This window comes from Flavobacterium johnsoniae, assembly GCF_001879205.1.
GTDB classification, from domain to species: domain Bacteria; phylum Bacteroidota; class Bacteroidia; order Flavobacteriales; family Flavobacteriaceae; genus Flavobacterium; species Flavobacterium johnsoniae_A.
Genome location: NZ_MLFK01000008.1, coordinates 162,101 through 180,025, shown reverse-complemented (window position 1 = coordinate 180,025; position 17,925 = coordinate 162,101). Strand labels below are relative to the sequence as shown.

Sequence of the window (17,925 nt, the reverse complement as noted above, 5' to 3'; positions counted from 1 at the left end):
CCTTATTTATTTAATTTAGAACTTTTCTTATTTAGTATTTGTTTTTTTAGAAAAAAATTAATCCCACTTATTAGTCTTTGAAACAGCAAATTTTCCTGCTCCTGTAAAGAATAAGGCAGCCGCACCAAAAAGGTAAAGCATCAGCAGTTCATTAGCATAACCTCCATGTTCGCTAATTGAAAAAATATCCTGAGCATGTGCCACAGCAATGGCAACAATACAAGTTATGGCAAGAAAAACCGAAGCAATTCTGGTACGGAATCCTAATAAAATAGCAATAGGTGCTAAAAATTCTCCAATGTAAACAGCGTATCCAAAAGCGCCCATATTTTCTACCAGAAAAGAAATTCCATGCAGCACTTTTGAAATACCGTGAAAAAGCATTAAGCCTCCTGTACTGATTCGTAATAGTAGTAATCCAAGGTCTGTGTTTTTTGAAATCATAATAATTTTGTTTTGGGTTTTAAAAAAAATTAAATACAAATTTGGCTTGTAAAGCGGCTAAAATACAAAATTATATTACAAAAGAAACTTACTATTTAAATACATTCTAAATAAATAATTTTCTTATTCACAGACCCTAGTTCAATATTTGTTTTTAAAATTTAATGGCAATTTTTCCAATTGTCTTTCCTGATTCTAAAAGCTGATGTGCTTTTTTTAGATTTTCTGCAGAAAGTCCGTTGTAAGTCTCTTTTAAAGTTGTTTTTAAAACACCGCTATCTAATAAATCGGCTATTTTGTTTAAAATGTTGTGCTGCTCGATCATATCATCGGTTTGAAACATTGAACGTGTGTACATGAATTCCCAAGAAAAGGAAACACTTTTGCTTTTCAATTTATTTAAAGCTACCGGATCACTGCTTCCGGTAATAGAAGCGATATGTCCTTGTGGTTTAATTAGTTCAACCATGGAATCCCAATAAGAATTGGTATCTACAAAGTCTAAAATAAAATCAACGTTTTGAAAACCGGCATTCCTAACCGAAGTAATCAAATCTTTATGATCGACAACAAAATCTGCTCCTTGATTTTTGCACCATTCAATGGTTTCCGGGCGCGAAGCTGTTGCAATAACAGTCAAACCTGCAATATTTTTAGCCAGCTGAATGGCAATTGAGCCTACCCCGCCGGCACCGCCAATAATCAAAATTGATTTTCCTTTGTCTTTTTCAGGACTTATCCTAATTCGGTCAAACAAGATTTCCCAGGCCGTTAGTCCTGTTAATGGTATTACTGCGGCTTCTTCAATAGTAAGTGATTTTGGTTTTCGGCCCACAATTCGTTCGTCGATAATTTGATATTCGGCATTGCTTCCCGGTGTGGTAATATCACCGGCATAATATACCAGATCTCCCACTTCAAACAAAGTAACTTTTTCTCCAACTGCCTGCACAATTCCAGCGGCATCCCAGCCAATAATTTTTGGTGTTTCTAAAACAGTATCTTTTGCAGCGCTCTGACGAATTTTAAAATCAACCGGATTTACTGAAATGGCCTCAATTTTTACTAATAAATCATGTTCTCCGGGAGTTGGTTTTACTGTTTCAAATTCAATGAAACTTTCTTTTTCTTCTATAGGTAATGATGATTTGAATCCTATTGCTTTCATCTTTTTAGATTTTGATTTAAATTATAATAACAAATATACGAGCAGTTTAAATCTGAAAAGTGGTATATTTTTATCCTATATCGGTAGAAATTCAGCAATTGTTTTAATAACTGCAGGCATCAAACTTTTTTATTTCATGCGGGTTCAAAAAAGAGAAAATACAGATTTATTTCAATTAATCTGCTATAATCTTTTAAATCTGCATGAAAAATATATTTAAAAAGTAAATTTGCTAATAAAAAATATCTCAAAATGAATATCAGAAAGGCCGAAAAATCAGATTCAAAATATATAGCGCCAATTTTACTATTGGCAATGGAAGACATTCTATATAAATTTATTGGTAAAGAAGATTATAAAAGTGCGCACGACTTTCTTTTTTATTTTGTTGAAAAAGAGAACAATCAATACTCCTATCAAAATTGTTATGTAGCCGAATCTGAAAATGAAATTATCGGCGCAGTGAATGTTTATAATGGTGCCGACTTACATAAACTGCGTATTCCTATTATTGAGTATATCCGATTGAATTATAATCCTGATTTCAATCCGGAAGATGAAACCGAAGCCGGCGAATATTATATTGACTCTTTAGGAATAAATCCTAATCATCAGGGCAAAGGAATTGGTTCTAAAATTCTGCAATTTTTGATAGAAAAATACGTTCATAAAAATAAAGACATTTTAGGTTTACTTGTAGAAGAAGATAATCCGCAGGCTAAAAAGTTATACTTAAGACTTGGTTTTAAACCAGTTGGGCATAAAATTTTAGTAAAAAAGAATTTGGAACATCTTCAAATAAAAAATTAATTAAGAATGAGAAACATATCAATTGGGCAGGCAGGTTTGATTTTAAGAATAGTTTTAGGAATTACAATGTTATCAGCTGTTGCTGATCGATTTGGACTTTGGGGAGCTCCGGGTTCTAATGGAGTGGCATGGGGAAACTGGGAAAACTTTGTTATTTATACTCAAACTCTTAACCCTTTTGCTTCTAAATCTACTGCAGAAATATTGGGCGCGATAGCGACTTTCTTTGAAATTTTATTATCGGTTTTATTACTCTTCGGTTTTAAAACCCGAATCGCTGCTTTGGGCACTTCTGTTTTAATGCTTGTCTTTGCATTCGCAATGGCAATATCTGTTTCGGTAAAAGCACCATTTGATTATTCGGTTCTAACAAGCGCAGCTGCGGCATTATTGCTTTCTACTATAGGTAAAACTGTTTTTGCCGCTGATAATAGGATATAGTTTTTTAGTATTCAGTTTTGAGTATTCAGTCTCAGTGTTGGTTTGCGGTAGTTTAAAAAAGCACAAACTTTGTCAAAGTTTTAAACTTTGACAGAGTTCCTGAAAACTGAAAACTGAGACTGAATACTCAAAACTGAATACTCAAAAACATTTTTAAGGTATATTTAAGTTCCAAAAATCACTGGGAACAGATATCTATTCGTAAATTAGCCCTCAGCAAAATTTATCTTAATGACAGTACTTACTTTTACTCTGATTATGCTGCTCGGTGCTTTTTTAGCCGGCTTTATTGGTTCATTATCAGGCTTGGGCGGAGGTATAATTATTATCCCTCTTTTGACTATAATTCTTGGTGTTGACATTCATTATGCAATTGGAGCGGCTTTAGTTTCGGTTATTGCCACTTCTTCGGGCTCTGCTGCTGCTTATGTAAAAGAAGGGATTACCAATATGAGGCTCGGAATTTTTCTGGAAATCGCGACTACAATTGGGGCGGTTTGCGGCGCTTTGCTTTCTACCATTGCTCCTACTTCATTTATTGCAGTTTTATTCGGGCTTACTTTAATATTTTCAGCCATAAATTCCCTTCGAAAGAAAGAAGAACATATCGTTTTAGAATCGAGCCCTCTGGCTAAAAAACTCAGGCTTGAGGGAACTTACCCAACTCATGACGGAAAAGTGGTGAGTTACGGAACCAAAAACGTAATTGGCGGTTTCAGCATGATGGGCATCGCCGGAATGATGTCGGGTTTATTAGGAATTGGTTCTGGTGCCTTTAAAGTAATAGCCATGGATAACATTATGCGAATTCCGTTTAAGGTTTCAACCACAACCAGTAATTTTATGATGGGGGTTACAGCGATGGCTAGTTCTGTAATTTATATTCAAAAAGGATATATCGAACCGGGAATCTGCATGCCGGTTGTTATTGGTGTACTTTTTGGCGCTATGGCCGGAGCCAAAGTTTTGGTGCGAACAAATCCTAAAAAATTGAGAATCTTTTTTGCATGCCTGATTTTTGTATTGGCAGTTAATATGATTTATAACGGACTTAATGGAAAAATCTAAAATTATGCAGCACGAAAAATTTGGAGAAAAAGATTTTCAAACTATTATTGGAAACTTATTGCGTTACGGTGTCTGGATTTCATTATCGGTTGCTTTTATTGGCGGTATCGTGTATTTAATGCACCACGGAAATGAAATTGAAGATTACTCTGTTTTTAAGGAAAATGACCGAAATATATTTGAAGTTATATCAACTGTTTACAATGGCGCTGTTCAGGGAAATGGGGCGTATTTAATATTCGTTGGAATCATATTACTTTTCCTAACTCCCGTATTCCGGGTTTTGCTTTCTTTATTTTCTTTTATGCTGGAGAAAGATTATTTATATGTTGTCATTACACTGATCGTGATCCTGATTATTATAACAAGTATTTCTTTTGGATTTTCTCATTAATAAAAAGAAGATTTAAACATAAATTTCTCCTTTTAAATATAATACTGCTTTTCCGGATAGTTTTACTCTGTCGTTTAATAAAGTACATGTTAAACTGCCCGTTCTTTCTGAAAGCTGAAAGGCAGTAAGCATTTTTTTGTTTAATTGAGAGGCCCAAAATGGTGTGAGTGTGGTATGCGCAGATCCGCAGACAGGATCTTCGTTAACACCCACTGCAGGTGCAAAAAAGCGGGAAACAAAATCGTGGTCATTTCCTTTTGCTGTTACAATAATTCCTCTTGCTTCTATTTGACTAATCAGTAACAAGTTGGGTTTTAAATTTTGAATATCTTCCTGTTTTTCAAAAACCAGCATAAAATCGGTTTTGCCTTTATAAACAGCAATTGGTGTTCTATCTGTAAGTTCTAAAAACTGATCTGATAATTCTACCTCTTTATAATCATCTGCAGGAAAATTCAAAACAAACGAATCTTCCTCGACAATCACAGATAAATCACCGCTTCGCGGAGAATAGAATTCCAGTATTTTTTTAGAAAAACCTTCTTGCGTAAACAAAACAAAAGCTGCCGCCAAAGTAGCATGTCCGCATAAATCTACTTCTGCTGTCGGCGTAAACCATCTAATTTCAAACTTATTGTCTTTTGGAACATAGAATGCCGTTTCTGATAAATTGTTTTCTGAAGCAATTTTCTGAAGAAGATCATCTGAAATCCATTCTGATAACGGACAAACTGCCGCAGGATTTCCTTTAAAAACCTGATCTGTAAAAGCATCAACCTGATATATGGTAAGTATCATAATTTCTAATTTTTAAGCAAATTTAATGCGCATTAAAACAAAATTACAGATACAATAATTTGATTTTTAACAGGTACAGATTAAACAGCGTTTTTGATTAATAATCCTAAACGCTTTAAATCGGCTTCTACTTTGGGTTTCCATTCCAAAGCAAAATTAAGCCTCAAACAGTTGTTGTACTGATTATGATGCGTAAAAATCCGTCCGGGTGCAAAACCTATCTTTTGCTTTATGGCCGTATCGTATAAAACAGCTGTATCGATATTTTTATCCAACTCAAGCCAAAAAAAAGTTCCGCCCTGAGGTTGTGAAATTTTAGTGTTTTCAGGAAAAAAATCTTCAATAGTACGCTGAAAATGAAGTGAATTAGTATATAATGTACTTCTAAAATTTCTTAAATGATGATCGTATCTTCCGTGCTCTAAAAAATCTGCAATTACTTCCTGATACAACGAGGGCGTACAAATGGTTTCTACCAGTTTTTGCCTGATAATTTTATTTTTAAATTTTCCGGGAGCAACCCATCCCAAACGATAGCCCGGTGCCAGCGTTTTAGAAATTGAGCCGCACCACATTACAATACCTGCCTCATCAAAATACTTACAGGGCTTTGGTCTTGTTGTTCCAAAAAAAAGATTACCGTAAAGATCATCTTCTATTAAGGGAATATTGTGATAAGTAAGCAGCTTAACCAATTCTATTTTACTTTCATCCGGCATTAAACTTCCAAGCGGGTTGCTGAAATTACTCATAAAACAGCAGACATCAATTTTATGAATTACCTTTTTTAAAGCGTCTAAATCTACTCCGGTTGTAGGATGTGTCGGCAGTTCAATAATAGTAAGACCTAAGGTTTGCGCAACCTGGATAATTCCAAAATAAACAGGGCTTTCAATTGCAATGGTATCACCTCTTTTGGTAACAGCCATTAAACAGTTGTAAATAGCATTCATAGCCCCGGAAGTAATTACAAAATCATCTTCTGTGAGTTTTCCTTCCAAAACAATAGACCATTTTGCAAGGTTTCGTCTCAGGTTTGCACTTCCCTGAACGGGTCCATAACCTGAACCGGTTTCTTCTAAGTTTTGAACAGCTTTTATAATTCCCTTATTCAGTTTGGCTATAGGGAGCAGGCTTGGATCTGGAACTCCTAACGAAAATCGGGTAATACTGTTATCGTTCAGGCTATTGAAAACCTTGGTAATCAAGTCTTCCGGCGCAGCTTGCTTCTCTGGCTGTTTTAATTGATTCATTGATGGTATAGACAGTTTTCGATTGGAAGTTTTACTTACATAAAAACCTGATTTTGGGCGAGATTCAATCAAAGATTTACTTTCCAGTTCTAAAAAAGACTGTTTAATAGTATTCAAACTTACATTATGTAATTTTTGAAGAGCCCGAATAGACGGGAGCTTATCTCCTATTTTTAAAGTTTCTGAAAATATTTGTTCTTCAATGATATTTGCAATCTTCTGATATAGAATCTCTTTTGCCATTTTTTTTATATCTGTGTCTGGTAAATTTACTAAAAATTAATCTGTAACCTGTTTATCAATTACAAACTTGTAACCAGCTGGATAATTTTGCGGCGGCATTTTGAATCTTGATCGAACGTGCAGGTGCATCTTTAAATAAAGAATGGCAAGTCTCTTCAGCATGAATTTTTAAATCCTGCTCAGCTTCTATACTATAAAATTCTTTCTCCCAATACGAATTAATTTCAGGTTCTTCCCTTTCATTTATGGTAACAAAGGCATAGCCTACTACCCGGTTTTCGCATAAAGCCACACTCAAGGGAAGACCGAAATCATGGCTCAATTGTGAAATGTTTCGATCCTGAACAAAGTTTTTACTGCTTCTGTTTTGATAAATATTGATAACCGATTTTAAAGAAGATAAACTGATGGGATCAAATTGTATGCTTGGGGTAAGTGTGGTATCCATTGCTTAATAATTTAGTTGCTAAACAAAATTACAACTGCAAAACAATCAGACACAGATACAAAAATCATTAATTTTTAGGATACAGATTTACAAAAAGTATTGCGCTTAAAGATGACTGATTAGATATGAGAAAAAATAAAAATTTAATATCTTTACTATTATGATAGAAATAGGGATTGATAGTTTTGCTTCGGCAATGTATGGCGACAACAATATGCTCAGCAGTGTTGATGCGATGGAACAATTACTGCAGAGAATTGAATTTGCAGATCAGGCCGGATTGGATGTTTTTGGTATTGGAGAACATCATAAAAAGGAATTTCTGGATTCGGCTACGGCGGTAATTTTAAGTGCGGCGGCGGCGAGAACTAAGAATATTCGCTTGGCAAGTGCCGTAACGGTTTTAAGTGCTGCTGATCCTGTAAGAGTATATCAAAGTTTTGCCACCTTAGATTTAATTTCAAAAGGAAGAGCCGAAATTGTAGTTGGTCGAGGATCTGCTATTGAAGCATATCCACTTTTTGGCTTTGATCTTCATGATTATGATGCGCTTTTTAAGGAAAAACTTGAATTGCTTTTGCAGATTAGAGATAACGAATTTATAAACTGGTACGGAAAATTTCGACCGGCATTAAATAATCTTCCTGTTTATCCAAGGGCTTTGCAGGAAAAAATACCGATCTGGCTTGGTGTTGGCGGTACGCCGGAATCTTTTATTAGAGCCGGAAGTTTGGGCTTGCCTTTAATGGTGGCTGTAATTGGCGGACAAACTCATCGTTTTAAACCTTTAATTGATTTGTATCGCGAAGCCGGTAAAGCAGCAGGTTTTCAGCCCCATGAATTAAAAGTCGGATTGCACTCGCCTGGTTATGTTTCAAATTCTACCGAAAAAGCTATCGAGGAATATTATCCGGGTTATGCTGAACTTTGGACAAAATTAGGAAGAGAACGAGGCTGGCCACCGGTTACTAAGGATAAATTCGACGGACTTATTGATGATTTGGGTGTTTTAATTGTAGGAAGTCCGGAAAGGGCCGCCGAGAAAATTTTGCGCCACAGCGAAGCATTAGGCGGAGTTGAAAGATTTACTTTTCAAATGGATAATGCCGGATTGACCCATTCACAATTAATGAACGCCATTGAGCTCATCGGAACAAAATTGATTCCTTTGATTCGAAAAGGATAATCTTTGTCTTGTTTTGGACCACAGATAATTTATTAGGCCACAGATGACACAGATTAAACGGATTTTTACTTTTTTTAATCTTTAACCTTTGTCTCTTTGAACCTTTGTCTCTTTGAACCTCTTAAACGAACCTTTGAACCAAAAAAAAAGCATCCGCTGATAACGGATGCTTTTTTTTTAAAATAGAATTTCTTAGAATTTATAAGTTACACCAACTCTAAAGTTAATTGGCTGTTCTGTCTGCCAATAGTATGATTTAAGATAGGTATAATAAGAACCACTGTAAAGGTATTCGTTTAAGATATTAAATACGTTTGCTGTAATTTTAAACTTTTTAGTATCATAAGATAAACCTCCGTCAAGTTTAAAATAATTTGGAAGTCTTTGTAAACCTGCTCCCCAGTTATCTGTTTGACGGTCTACTAAATATGTTCCTCCAATAGAAGCTCCAAAACCTTTAAGTGAACCACTTTGGATGTTGTAATTTAGCCATGCATTTGCAGTATGTTTAGCAAAACCCGGTACTACAGAGCCTGAACCAATACTAGGAACATTCGATTGCGTTACAATAGATTCCGTATATGCATAATTTGCAATTACATTTAATCCATCAATAATTTTTCCTCTCACATCAAATTCAACACCTTCAGCTCTTTTTTCTCCTAAAATTACTTTGTATGGATCATTTGGACCGTTGTTTGGGTCAGATGTAAGCTCATTTTCTTTTGTAATTCTGTAAGCCGAAAGCGTCGTGCTCCATGAACCGTCAAACCAATCTCTCTTAATACCAAATTCTAAATTGTTACCTGTAAGAGGTTTTATTGGATCACCATTTTGTGTAATTCCTGATTGAGGGATAAAAGCCTGATCGTATAGCCCATAAACAGCTGTATTTTGATCTATAGAATAACTAACTCCAACACGAGGTGTTATATGACTGTCTTCTTGTGTTTCTCCCCAGCTTGACTGACTTATCCAGGTATATCTTGCCGCAAGAGTTAATCTTAATCTATTTTCAAAAAAGCCAAGTTCATCCTGTACATAACCTGCTGCATATTCAGAGCTCATGCGTCCTCCGGCTCTTATGCTTAGAGGTGTTTCGTGGTCAAATTGAGGAAAACCATTAGATGGCGTACCATAATTTGGATTATAGACATTAAAAGGTTTATCCAGCGTATCAAGATCATGAGATTGTCCCCAGTCTGCCATATAATCTTTACTTCCTAAATCTATTCCAGTCAATACTTTGTGTGTAATTGGCCCTGTACTGAATTTTCCGTTTAAGAATATTTGTCCTAAATACATATTACTTTCTGCATCCCAAATACCCACATTTCTAATAATATCTCCGTTACCAATAAACTTATCAAGGACTTTATCGCCATCAGTATCTACTCCGGCCGGACCAACTAAACTTGGCCAAGAGCTGTAACCTTGCTGAATGTATTTAAAATAAGAAGTCTGAGCAGTCAATTTCCATTTATCATCAAATTTATGTTCAAACATTAAATAACCGCTGTGATCCTGAATATTTGTATCAGGTAAACCTGGTTGTGTCATGGTAAACCCAACAGGCAGCGTAGCATATCCTTGGGATTCAGGACCAAAAACATAGTACGAACCCACCTCTGTCATGTTTGCATATTGAAAATTGTATTCAAATGTCAATTTGGTTTTGTCATCAAATTGATAAGAAAGTACCGGTGCAATTACGTAGCGGTCATTGTGCTCAAACGGACGGTGAGAACCTTTCTTTTGCGCGGCTCCGTTAAATCTGTACAATAATTTTCCTTTTTTGTCCAGTTTTCCGTCAAGGTCTAAGCTGGCTCTGTAAAAATCATAACTTCCTGCTATTACAGTTGCTTCTCCTTTTGTAATTCCGGTTGGTTTTTTAGTAACCACATTATAAAGTCCGCTTGGATCTCCGCTCGAAAGCATAAATCCTGCTGGTCCTTTCACAAATTCGATATGATCAACAAAACTCATATCCTCCGTTAATGGCCCCCAAAAAGAAGACACCACGTTAAATCCGTTACGGAATGCCTGAATTTGAGTACCACGCATTGTAATATTAGTATACAAATCTCCCCAATGTTCTAAACGAACCGCACCACTCACATTACGAATAACTCCATCACTCATACTGGTAATCTGCTGGTCTTTTAAAGTCTGGCCGCTGATAATTTGAATATTTTGTGGAATTTCAAGCACTGGAGTCTGAAGACGCAAAGACAATGAAGGTTTGTCCTGCTTGTATTTATTTTTTGTAATTACAACTTCATCAAGATCTTCCTGGCTTTCAGAAAGTGAAAAGTTTTTTGTTGTAGTTTGTTTTGCAGTAACCACAATAGCATCCTCGATTGAATGAGCTCCAACTGAATGAACGCTAATTGTATAAGAACCTGGTTTTACATATTTAAGTTCATAATTTCCGTCATCATTTGTAACGGTATTATATTTTGTCCCTTTTAGAACCACCGAAATGCCAGATGCAGGCACATTACCACTCAAAGAAACTTTTCCGCTTACTTTTCCCAATTCCTGGCTCATTACATTTAATGAACTTAAGAAAAGCATAAAAAAGCAAACTTTCTTAATGATATTTATACTCATTTTAGTAAGATTTTAAATTTTATTTGGCAAAAGTAATTCCTAATATCTTGTTATCCAAATTATTTTTAACGATTCTAAATAAATATAATAAACAAACTTTTTTTAATTGATTTCACTATTTTATGTTAGATATAATACACATAATAAAAATTATTAACTGAACTCTGCTTATCTTTAAGCTGTTAAATTGAACCTTTCCAAAGAAAAATAAATATGAATACTATTCAAACAGTTAGAAAAGTGGCAATTGTAGGTTATAACCGAATTCCTTTTGCAAGAGCCAATACTGCTTACGCCAACGTTGGAAATCAGGAAATGATGACCGCCGCCTTAAACGGACTTGTTGACAAATACAATTTAAAAGGAAAACGATTAGGTGAAGTTGCCGGTGGTGCCGTAATCAAGCATACGTACGACAATAATTTAATCCGAGAATGTGTCATGAAAACTACGCTGGATCCTGCAACTCCGGCCTGCGACTTACAGCAGGCCTGCGATACCGGAATTGAAAGTGCAGTTTACATTGCAAACAAAATCGCGCTTGGCCAGATAGAATCCGGAATTGCGGGCGGAGTTGATTCTATAAGTGATATTCCAATTGCAGTTAGTGAAAAACTAAGAAAGATTTTACTTGAAGCACGTCAAGCAAAGTCGTTGGGCGGTAAAATCAAAGCTTTTTTAAAAATTCGTCCAAGCGATCTTTCTCCTTTGGTTCCGAGAAATGAAGAACAGCAAACCGGACTTTCGATGGGGGGTCATACAGAAATTACAGCCAAATATTATAAAATTTCGCGCGAAGATCAGGATAATTTTGCCTTAAAAAGTCATTTGAATATGGCAAAAGCTTACGATGAAGGCTTTTTTAATGATATGATTACGCCTTTTAACGGACTTGAAAAAGATAATAATCTAAGAAAAGACAGCACCATTGAAAAACTGGCAAAATTAAATCCTGCCTTTGATAAAACAAACGGAACCTTAACTGCAGGAAATTCGACTCCTCTTACTGATGGTGCATCATGCATTTTGTTAGCCAGTGAAGAATGGGCAAAAGAACAGGGACTACCCATTTTGGCATATATTACTTTTGCCGAAGTCGCAGCAATAGAATATGTTAAAAACCAGCACAATCTATTATTGGCTCCTTTATTTGCAGCAAGCAGAATGTTGGAAAAAGCGGGTTTAAATCTGCAGGATTTTGATTATTATGAAATTCACGAAGCTTTTGCAGCACAAGTCCTAGCCACTTTAAAAATTTGGGAAAGTCCGGAATTAAGTACTGAATTAGGCTTGAAAAAAACACTTGGTTCAATAGATCGTGAAAAATTAAATGTAAAAGGAAGCAGTCTTGCCGCCGCTCATCCATTTGCGGCAACAGGTGGCAGAATAATTGGTGTAATGGCAAAACTCTTAAATGAAAAAGGTTCTGGCCGTGGATTTATATCCATCTGTGCTGCAGGCGGACAAGGAGTTACCATGATAATCGAAAAATAACGATACGTTTTCATTAGAAAAATTAAGTCCCAGAGGGACAAAATATTTATAGAAATTTACAATCCCATTGCAACAGAACCCCATAGGGGTGAAATATTTAAAAATCCTTAAAAATATCGCTCCGCTGGAGCTTATCCATATGGAGCTTTATTTTACTATAAATATTTGGCTCTTACAGAGCTTAAAAAAAACAACCCGACAGGTTTCATCCCGAGATTTCGGGACTGTCGGGTTTACTACATACGAAAATGTTCAACTGTCGTAATTATAGTTGTAGTTTAAAAAGCAAATTCTTCAATAGAAGACAATGCTTTTGGCAGGGCATTTTCGGCAAAATCAGGAATTGCAGTTCCTTCAACACGAAAAGTGGTAACATCTGTCATCCCTAAAAAAGCCAATACAGTTCGGAGATAAGACTCTGAAAAATCATAGCTTTTATAAGGTCCTTCAGAAAATACAGCTCCCGATGCGATGGATAAATACACTTTTTTATCCGTCACTAACCCTTTAGGTCCCTCCGCTCCATAGCTGAAAGTTTTTCCGGCTCTGGCAATCTGGTCGATCCATCCTTTTAAAACTGCCGGAATACCAAAATTATACAAAGGCACACCAATTACAATAACATCCGATTCTAACAGCGTTTTTATAGCTTCATCTGAATATTTAAGTGCTTCTGTCTGCTCCAGTGTATGAGTTTCTGCAGGAGCGTAAACAGCACTAATATGCGAATTAGTTAAATATGGCAAAGGCGTTTTCGTAAGATCAAGCGTCTGTACTTCCGTTTCAGGATTTGCTGCTGTTAATTTTTCAATAACAGCATTCGATAATTGATTACTAAATGAAGTATCTCCATTAGTGCTGGTAATTATGCGTAGAATTTTTTGGCTCATGATTTATATAATTTGTTTTGCGATACAAACTTATCTACATTTGCTATCTCTTTTATAGTACTATCCTCAAGGATAGCGCTATCCTTGAGGATAGTAACATCATAAATATGAAAACAAAGAGCGAATTAACAAAAGATATGTCTTTCGGTCATCAGGAAGAATGCCTGGCTGCATTATTACCTGTAAGAGATGCACTGGAAGTTTTAAGCGGCAGATGGAAACTTCCAATTTTGATTGCCTTATCGCACAAACCAAAACGATTTAAGGAGATTTCTAGAGATATAAGCGGAATTACAGATAAAATGCTTTCAAAAGAACTTAAAGATCTGGAAATAAACAAACTGGTAACAAGAACTGTTTATGACACGTTTCCGCCTACTGTTGAATATGCCAGAACAGAACACAGCCACACTTTATACAACGTAATCGGTGCCTTAAACGAATGGGGAACTTTACACCGAAAAGAAATTATAGGCAAATAAGGAATCACATAGTTGCTTTTTCTCGCAGATTTGGGAGATTTTTTAATTCTATTAATCTCGGAATGCGTGGCTTAAAACGTAGCCTAAAATTTTCTTTCATTCAGAATTAACAGATTTAAAGCAACTGCCAAAGTGTTTCCTATTAGCAAACAATAATTTCATTTTATAAGATTTTTATATTAAATTAGAGCTTCCTAAGTATTATTACTTTTAAATTTTGTCCGAATTCATTTTAATCCGTAAAAAATATGGAATCAAAAATACCCGAAGGACCGCTCGAAGAAAAATGGAATACTTATAAAGCAAAAGCTAAACTTGTAAATCCTGCCAATCGAAAAAAACTAAGCATTATTGTAGTCGGCACCGGACTTGCGGGAGCTTCCTGTGCTGCATCTTTGGCCGAACAAGGTTATAATATAAAATCATTTTGCTTTCAGGATTCGGCCAGAAGGGCACATTCTGTCGCGGCACAAGGCGGCGTTAATGCGGCCAAGAATTATAAAAACGACGGAGACAGCGTTTTTAGAATGTTTTATGATACGATAAAAGGCGGCGATTTTAGATCTCGTGAAGCTAATGTATATCGTTTAGCCGAATGTTCTGCCGCTTTAATAGATCATGCTGTGGCACAAGGTGTACCGTTTGCCAGAGAATATGCAGGATATTTAAATAACAGGTCCTTTGGAGGGGTTCAGGTTTCCAGAACTTTCTATGCCCGGGGGCAAACTGGCCAGCAGCTTTTATTAGGTGCTTATCAGGCATTAATGAGACAGGTTTCTTTAGGAAAAGTAGATTTACATACACGTCATGAAATGCTCGAACTAGTAGTTATTGACGGAAAAGCAAAAGGAATTATAGCCCGAAACCTTGAAACAGGTGAACTCGAACGTCATGCGGCAGATGCTGTTGTATTAGCATCCGGAGGTTACGGAAAAGTATATTATCTCTCTACATTAGCGATGGGCTGCAACAGTTCTGCGATTTGGAGGGCACATAAAAAAGGAGCGTTTATGGCGGGTGTAAGCTGGATTCAGTTCCACCCTACTTCATTACCCCAGCACGGAACCAATCAATCGAAACTAACATTGATGTCAGAATCTTTACGCAACGACGGACGTATCTGGGTTCCCAAAAAAGCTGCCGATGATCGAATTCCTAATTCAATCCCCGAAGAAGAACGTGATTATTATCTGGAACGCCGTTATCCTTCTTTCGGAAATCTTGCTCCAAGAGATATTTCATCGCGTGCCGCAAAAGAAAGAATCGATTCCGGACACGGTGTCGGCCCAATGAAAAATGCTATTTATCTCGATTTCTCCGATGCTATCAAAGCACAGGGAAAAGATAAAATTGAAGCCAAATACAGTAATCTTTTTGCGATGTATGAAAAAATTACCGGAATAAATGCTTACAAACAACCCATGCTGATTTCTCCTTCAGCACATTTTACGATGGGTGGATTATGGGTCGATTATGAATTAATGACCACAATTCCCGGTTTATTTGCGCTGGGAGAAGCTAATTTTTCAGATCATGGTGCAAACCGACTTGGAGCCAATTCATTGCTGCAAGCTTGTGTAGACGGATATTTTATAGCGCCCTACACGATTCCCAACTATTTATCCGGCGAATTAAATGTTCCTAAAATTGATATCACCCATCCTGCTTTTGATAAAGCCGAAAACTCCGTTAGAAATCAGTTAGACAAATTTTTAAGCAGCAAAGGAACTCTAAGTGCCGATTACTTTCATAAAACAATTGGCAGGCTTTTGTATGAAAAATGCGGTTTATCCAGAAGCCGAAAGAGTCTCGAAGAAGCAATTGAGGGTATAAAAATCCTAAAAACTTCTTTTGAAAATGATCTTCTGATTACCGGTGACGACACTTTAAACAGTGAATTAGAAAAAGCCGGCCGAATTGCCGATTATCTTGAACTGGCCGAATTAATGTGTTATGACGCCTTGCAGAGAGAAGAATCCTGCGGCGCACATTTTAGGGAAGAATACCAGACTGCAGATGGTGAAGCCGTTCGAAACGATGCAGAATTTTGTTATGTATCGGCCTGGGAATGGCAGGGAAAAGAAAAGCCTCAAAAACTGCACAAAGAACCTCTTGTATTTGAAGCTGTAGAACTTACTGTCAGAAGTTATAAATAATTGTTGATTGTTTATTCTAAATCATTAATTAACAATTCATAAGACTCTATTTTACAACTTACAAGTAATGCATAATTAACAATTTATACTTAATAATCAGCTATGAAACTCTTTCTAAAAATATGGCGTCAGTTTGATACTTCTTCTAAAGGAGAAATGGTCGATTATGAAATAAACGGTGTTTCTGAACACATGTCTTTTCTTGAAATGCTCGATTTATTGAATGAATCTTTAATTCAGAAAAAAGAACGTGTAATCGAATTTGATCACGATTGCCGTGAAGGAATCTGTGGACAATGCGGTGTTATGATCAATGGAAGAGCACACGGCCCCTTAAAAAATACGACAACCTGCCAGCTTCACATGCGAAGTTTTAAAGATGGCGAAACGATTTATATAGAACCGTTTAGAGCCAGAGCTTTTCCGGTTTTAAGAGATTTAAAAATCGACCGAAGTGCTTTTGATTCTATTATTTCTTCCGGCGGTTTTATTGGTGCATCAACGGGTCAGGCACCGGAGGCTAATAGTATTCCCATATCCTACGAAACTGCCGAAGCTTCTTTTGATGCCGCCGCCTGCATTGGTTGTGGCGCGTGTGTTGCTTCATGTAAAAATGCAAGTGCTGCTCTATTTGTGGGTGCCAAAATAACACATTTGGCTTTGCTGCCACAAGGAAAAATAGAAGCCTCAAAACGAGCCTTAACAATGGTAAAACAAATGGATGCAGAAGGTTTTGGCAGCTGCTCAGATACCAGAGCCTGCGAAGTCGAATGTCCGCAAAGCATATCCGTGCTTTCTATTGCTAAAATGAATTTAGAATATATGAAAGCTGTAACTTTTAGAAAGTAATTTAAGAAACATCAAATAGAAATTTCCCGCAAAGACGCAGAGTAGCAAAGTTTTAAAATTTAAAAAGAAAGACTTTGCAACTCTGCATTTGTGAGATAAAAATATACTATAATTGCCTTCCGCTTATATTTTGACTCCATTCAAAAAGACAAAAAGAGGCTCATTAAAAAATCTTAAACCGCAAAATAAGGCGTCAGAATATCTTCAAAATTATAAAGTCCTTTTTCTTTATCCTTTAAATTCTCGGCAACAAAAACAACTCCGTTTCCAAAAGCTTCCCGTGAAATAGATTCGTGAATCAAACGAACCGTTTGATACGGAAATCCGAAGATTACTTCATGCTTCCCAACGATTCCACCAGCTCTTACTGAGTTTATATTTTCTTTTTCAACATCAAGCGCTTCAGCAATTTTTACTGCTGTGCCAGAAGTTCCTTGTTTTTTCTTAAAATGTTCTTCATTTACTTCGATATCAACCCAGGGCGCGATTTTCTTTAAGAACTTGGCTGCAAACAACAGATAATTAACTCCTAACGTAATATTTGGCGACCAGAAAACAGTTGTTTTATGTGATAGTTTTTTAAGTAGTTTTAATTCATTTTCTTCATAGTGAGAGATTGCTGAAATAATTTTGATGTTTTTTTGAGCAGCTGATTCGCCGTAAGTATAAATTCCTTCATTCGAAGAAAAATCAATGATTGCATCAACCGGATGTTTTTCTAACAATTCTTCTACAGTAGTAGCAGAACTTGAATAGATTAATCCGGGTTCTTCTGACTCGATGCCTAAAAATTCAGGAACTGATCTGTGTTCTAAAACTTTGCTTTGTCTTAAAACCCATTCTAGTGAGAATTTTTTATTTTCCAGTAAAATTGACGCTACTGATTTTCCAGTCTTTCCAAATCCGATTAATCCTATTTTCATAAATTTTATTTTATTTGAGCACGAAACTCGTTAGCAGAAATTGACATTTTTGAGCGGAAATGCAATCGAAGAAATTGCATAAAAAATACCGTAATAAATGTCCTAGTCAGATAAAAATAGAAAAAATATAACAGGCTGACTAGCAAAAATTTCAATTTATAACAATAAATCAACTTGTTAACAGGATTTTATTTGCTAAATAATTTTCAAACCAAAAAATTGCGCCGCTTTTTTTTAAATATATTTTATGATTTTGCGGCCAATT

Annotated in this window: 17 protein-coding genes; 9 read left to right on the top strand and 8 right to left on the bottom strand. The window is 36.0% G+C overall.

Annotated features, from left to right (window positions below):
• Positions 1–57: 57 nt before the first annotated feature.
• Together BKM63_RS15715 and BKM63_RS15710 are read right to left on the bottom strand one after the other, a co-directional pair.
• Entirely contained in the window at positions 58–444 is a 387-nt protein-coding gene (locus BKM63_RS15715; protein WP_071637578.1) for a DoxX family protein, read from the bottom strand.
• Positions 445–598: 154 nt separating this feature from the next.
• On the bottom strand, positions 599–1,612 hold the full coding sequence (locus tag BKM63_RS15710; protein WP_071637528.1) for a zinc-binding alcohol dehydrogenase family protein: 1,014 nt from the start codon (positions 1,610–1,612) through the stop codon (positions 599–601).
• A gap of 252 nt (positions 1,613–1,864) precedes the next feature.
• Here BKM63_RS15710 and BKM63_RS15700 point away from each other — a divergent pair, with 252 nt between their 5' ends.
• The 4 genes from BKM63_RS15700 (at position 1,865) to BKM63_RS15685 (ending at position 4,325) form a co-directional block, all read left to right on the top strand.
• A complete protein-coding gene (locus BKM63_RS15700; protein WP_071637526.1) occupies positions 1,865–2,422 on the top strand; it encodes a GNAT family N-acetyltransferase in 558 nt (185 codons plus the stop codon).
• Positions 2,423–2,428: 6 nt separating this feature from the next.
• Positions 2,429–2,863, top strand: a complete 435-nt coding sequence (locus BKM63_RS15695) for a DoxX family protein (RefSeq protein ID WP_071637525.1) — start codon at positions 2,429–2,431, stop codon at positions 2,861–2,863.
• A 231-nt stretch (positions 2,864–3,094) separates the two neighbouring features.
• Positions 3,095–3,931 (top strand): sulfite exporter TauE/SafE family protein, encoded by an 837-nt coding sequence (locus BKM63_RS15690; RefSeq protein ID WP_071637524.1) that lies wholly within the window; start codon positions 3,095–3,097, stop codon positions 3,929–3,931.
• Positions 3,918–4,325: a DUF1634 domain-containing protein gene (locus BKM63_RS15685; RefSeq protein WP_083572250.1), complete on the top strand. Its 408-nt coding sequence runs from the start codon at positions 3,918–3,920 to the stop codon at positions 4,323–4,325. Before BKM63_RS15690 ends, BKM63_RS15685 begins: the two co-directional genes overlap by 14 nt.
• Before the next feature lie 12 nt (positions 4,326–4,337).
• Here BKM63_RS15685 and BKM63_RS15680 read toward each other — a convergent pair whose 3' ends face one another.
• The 3 genes from BKM63_RS15680 to BKM63_RS15670 form a co-directional block, all read right to left on the bottom strand.
• Positions 4,338–5,123 (bottom strand): PhzF family phenazine biosynthesis protein, encoded by a 786-nt coding sequence (locus BKM63_RS15680; RefSeq protein ID WP_071637523.1) that lies wholly within the window; start codon positions 5,121–5,123, stop codon positions 4,338–4,340.
• 80 nt (positions 5,124–5,203) lie between these two features.
• The gene (locus tag BKM63_RS15675) at positions 5,204–6,619 is read right to left on the bottom strand and encodes a PLP-dependent aminotransferase family protein (protein WP_071637522.1); all 1,416 of its coding nucleotides are present in this window, start codon (positions 6,617–6,619) and stop codon (positions 5,204–5,206) included.
• A 55-nt stretch (positions 6,620–6,674) separates the two neighbouring features.
• The gene (locus BKM63_RS15670; protein ID WP_071637521.1) at positions 6,675–7,067 is read right to left on the bottom strand and encodes a hypothetical protein; all 393 of its coding nucleotides are present in this window, start codon (positions 7,065–7,067) and stop codon (positions 6,675–6,677) included.
• Between the two features lie 163 nt (positions 7,068–7,230).
• On the opposite strand from BKM63_RS15670, the gene BKM63_RS15665 reads away from it, so the two are divergent.
• On the top strand, positions 7,231–8,253 hold the full coding sequence (locus tag BKM63_RS15665; protein WP_071637576.1) for an LLM class flavin-dependent oxidoreductase: 1,023 nt from the start codon (positions 7,231–7,233) through the stop codon (positions 8,251–8,253).
• Positions 8,254–8,445: 192 nt separating this feature from the next.
• On the opposite strand, the gene BKM63_RS15660 is transcribed toward BKM63_RS15665, so the two are convergent.
• Complete coding sequence (locus tag BKM63_RS15660; protein WP_071637520.1) at positions 8,446–10,866, bottom strand: TonB-dependent receptor; 2,421 nt, start codon at positions 10,864–10,866, stop codon at positions 8,446–8,448.
• 213 nt (positions 10,867–11,079) lie between these two features.
• On the opposite strand from BKM63_RS15660, the gene BKM63_RS15655 reads away from it, so the two are divergent.
• Complete coding sequence (locus BKM63_RS15655; RefSeq protein ID WP_071637519.1) at positions 11,080–12,360, top strand: acetyl-CoA C-acetyltransferase; 1,281 nt, start codon at positions 11,080–11,082, stop codon at positions 12,358–12,360.
• A 278-nt stretch (positions 12,361–12,638) separates the two neighbouring features.
• On the opposite strand, the gene BKM63_RS15650 is transcribed toward BKM63_RS15655, so the two are convergent.
• A complete protein-coding gene (locus tag BKM63_RS15650; protein WP_071637518.1) occupies positions 12,639–13,250 on the bottom strand; it encodes an FMN-dependent NADH-azoreductase in 612 nt (203 codons plus the stop codon).
• A 107-nt stretch (positions 13,251–13,357) separates the two neighbouring features.
• Here BKM63_RS15650 and BKM63_RS15645 point away from each other — a divergent pair, with 107 nt between their 5' ends.
• The 3 genes from BKM63_RS15645 (at position 13,358) to BKM63_RS15635 (ending at position 16,737) form a co-directional block, all read left to right on the top strand.
• Positions 13,358–13,732, top strand: a complete 375-nt coding sequence (locus tag BKM63_RS15645; protein ID WP_083572249.1) for a winged helix-turn-helix transcriptional regulator — start codon at positions 13,358–13,360, stop codon at positions 13,730–13,732.
• A 248-nt stretch (positions 13,733–13,980) separates the two neighbouring features.
• Positions 13,981–15,888: a fumarate reductase/succinate dehydrogenase flavoprotein subunit gene (locus BKM63_RS15640; RefSeq protein ID WP_071637517.1), complete on the top strand. Its 1,908-nt coding sequence runs from the start codon at positions 13,981–13,983 to the stop codon at positions 15,886–15,888.
• Between the two features lie 102 nt (positions 15,889–15,990).
• On the top strand, positions 15,991–16,737 hold the full coding sequence (locus BKM63_RS15635) for a succinate dehydrogenase/fumarate reductase iron-sulfur subunit (protein WP_071637516.1): 747 nt from the start codon (positions 15,991–15,993) through the stop codon (positions 16,735–16,737).
• A gap of 173 nt (positions 16,738–16,910) precedes the next feature.
• On the opposite strand, the gene BKM63_RS15630 is transcribed toward BKM63_RS15635, so the two are convergent.
• Positions 16,911–17,660, bottom strand: coding sequence for a 4-hydroxy-tetrahydrodipicolinate reductase (locus tag BKM63_RS15630; RefSeq protein ID WP_071637515.1), 750 nt, complete (start codon positions 17,658–17,660; stop codon positions 16,911–16,913).
• Positions 17,661–17,925 lie beyond the last annotated feature (265 nt).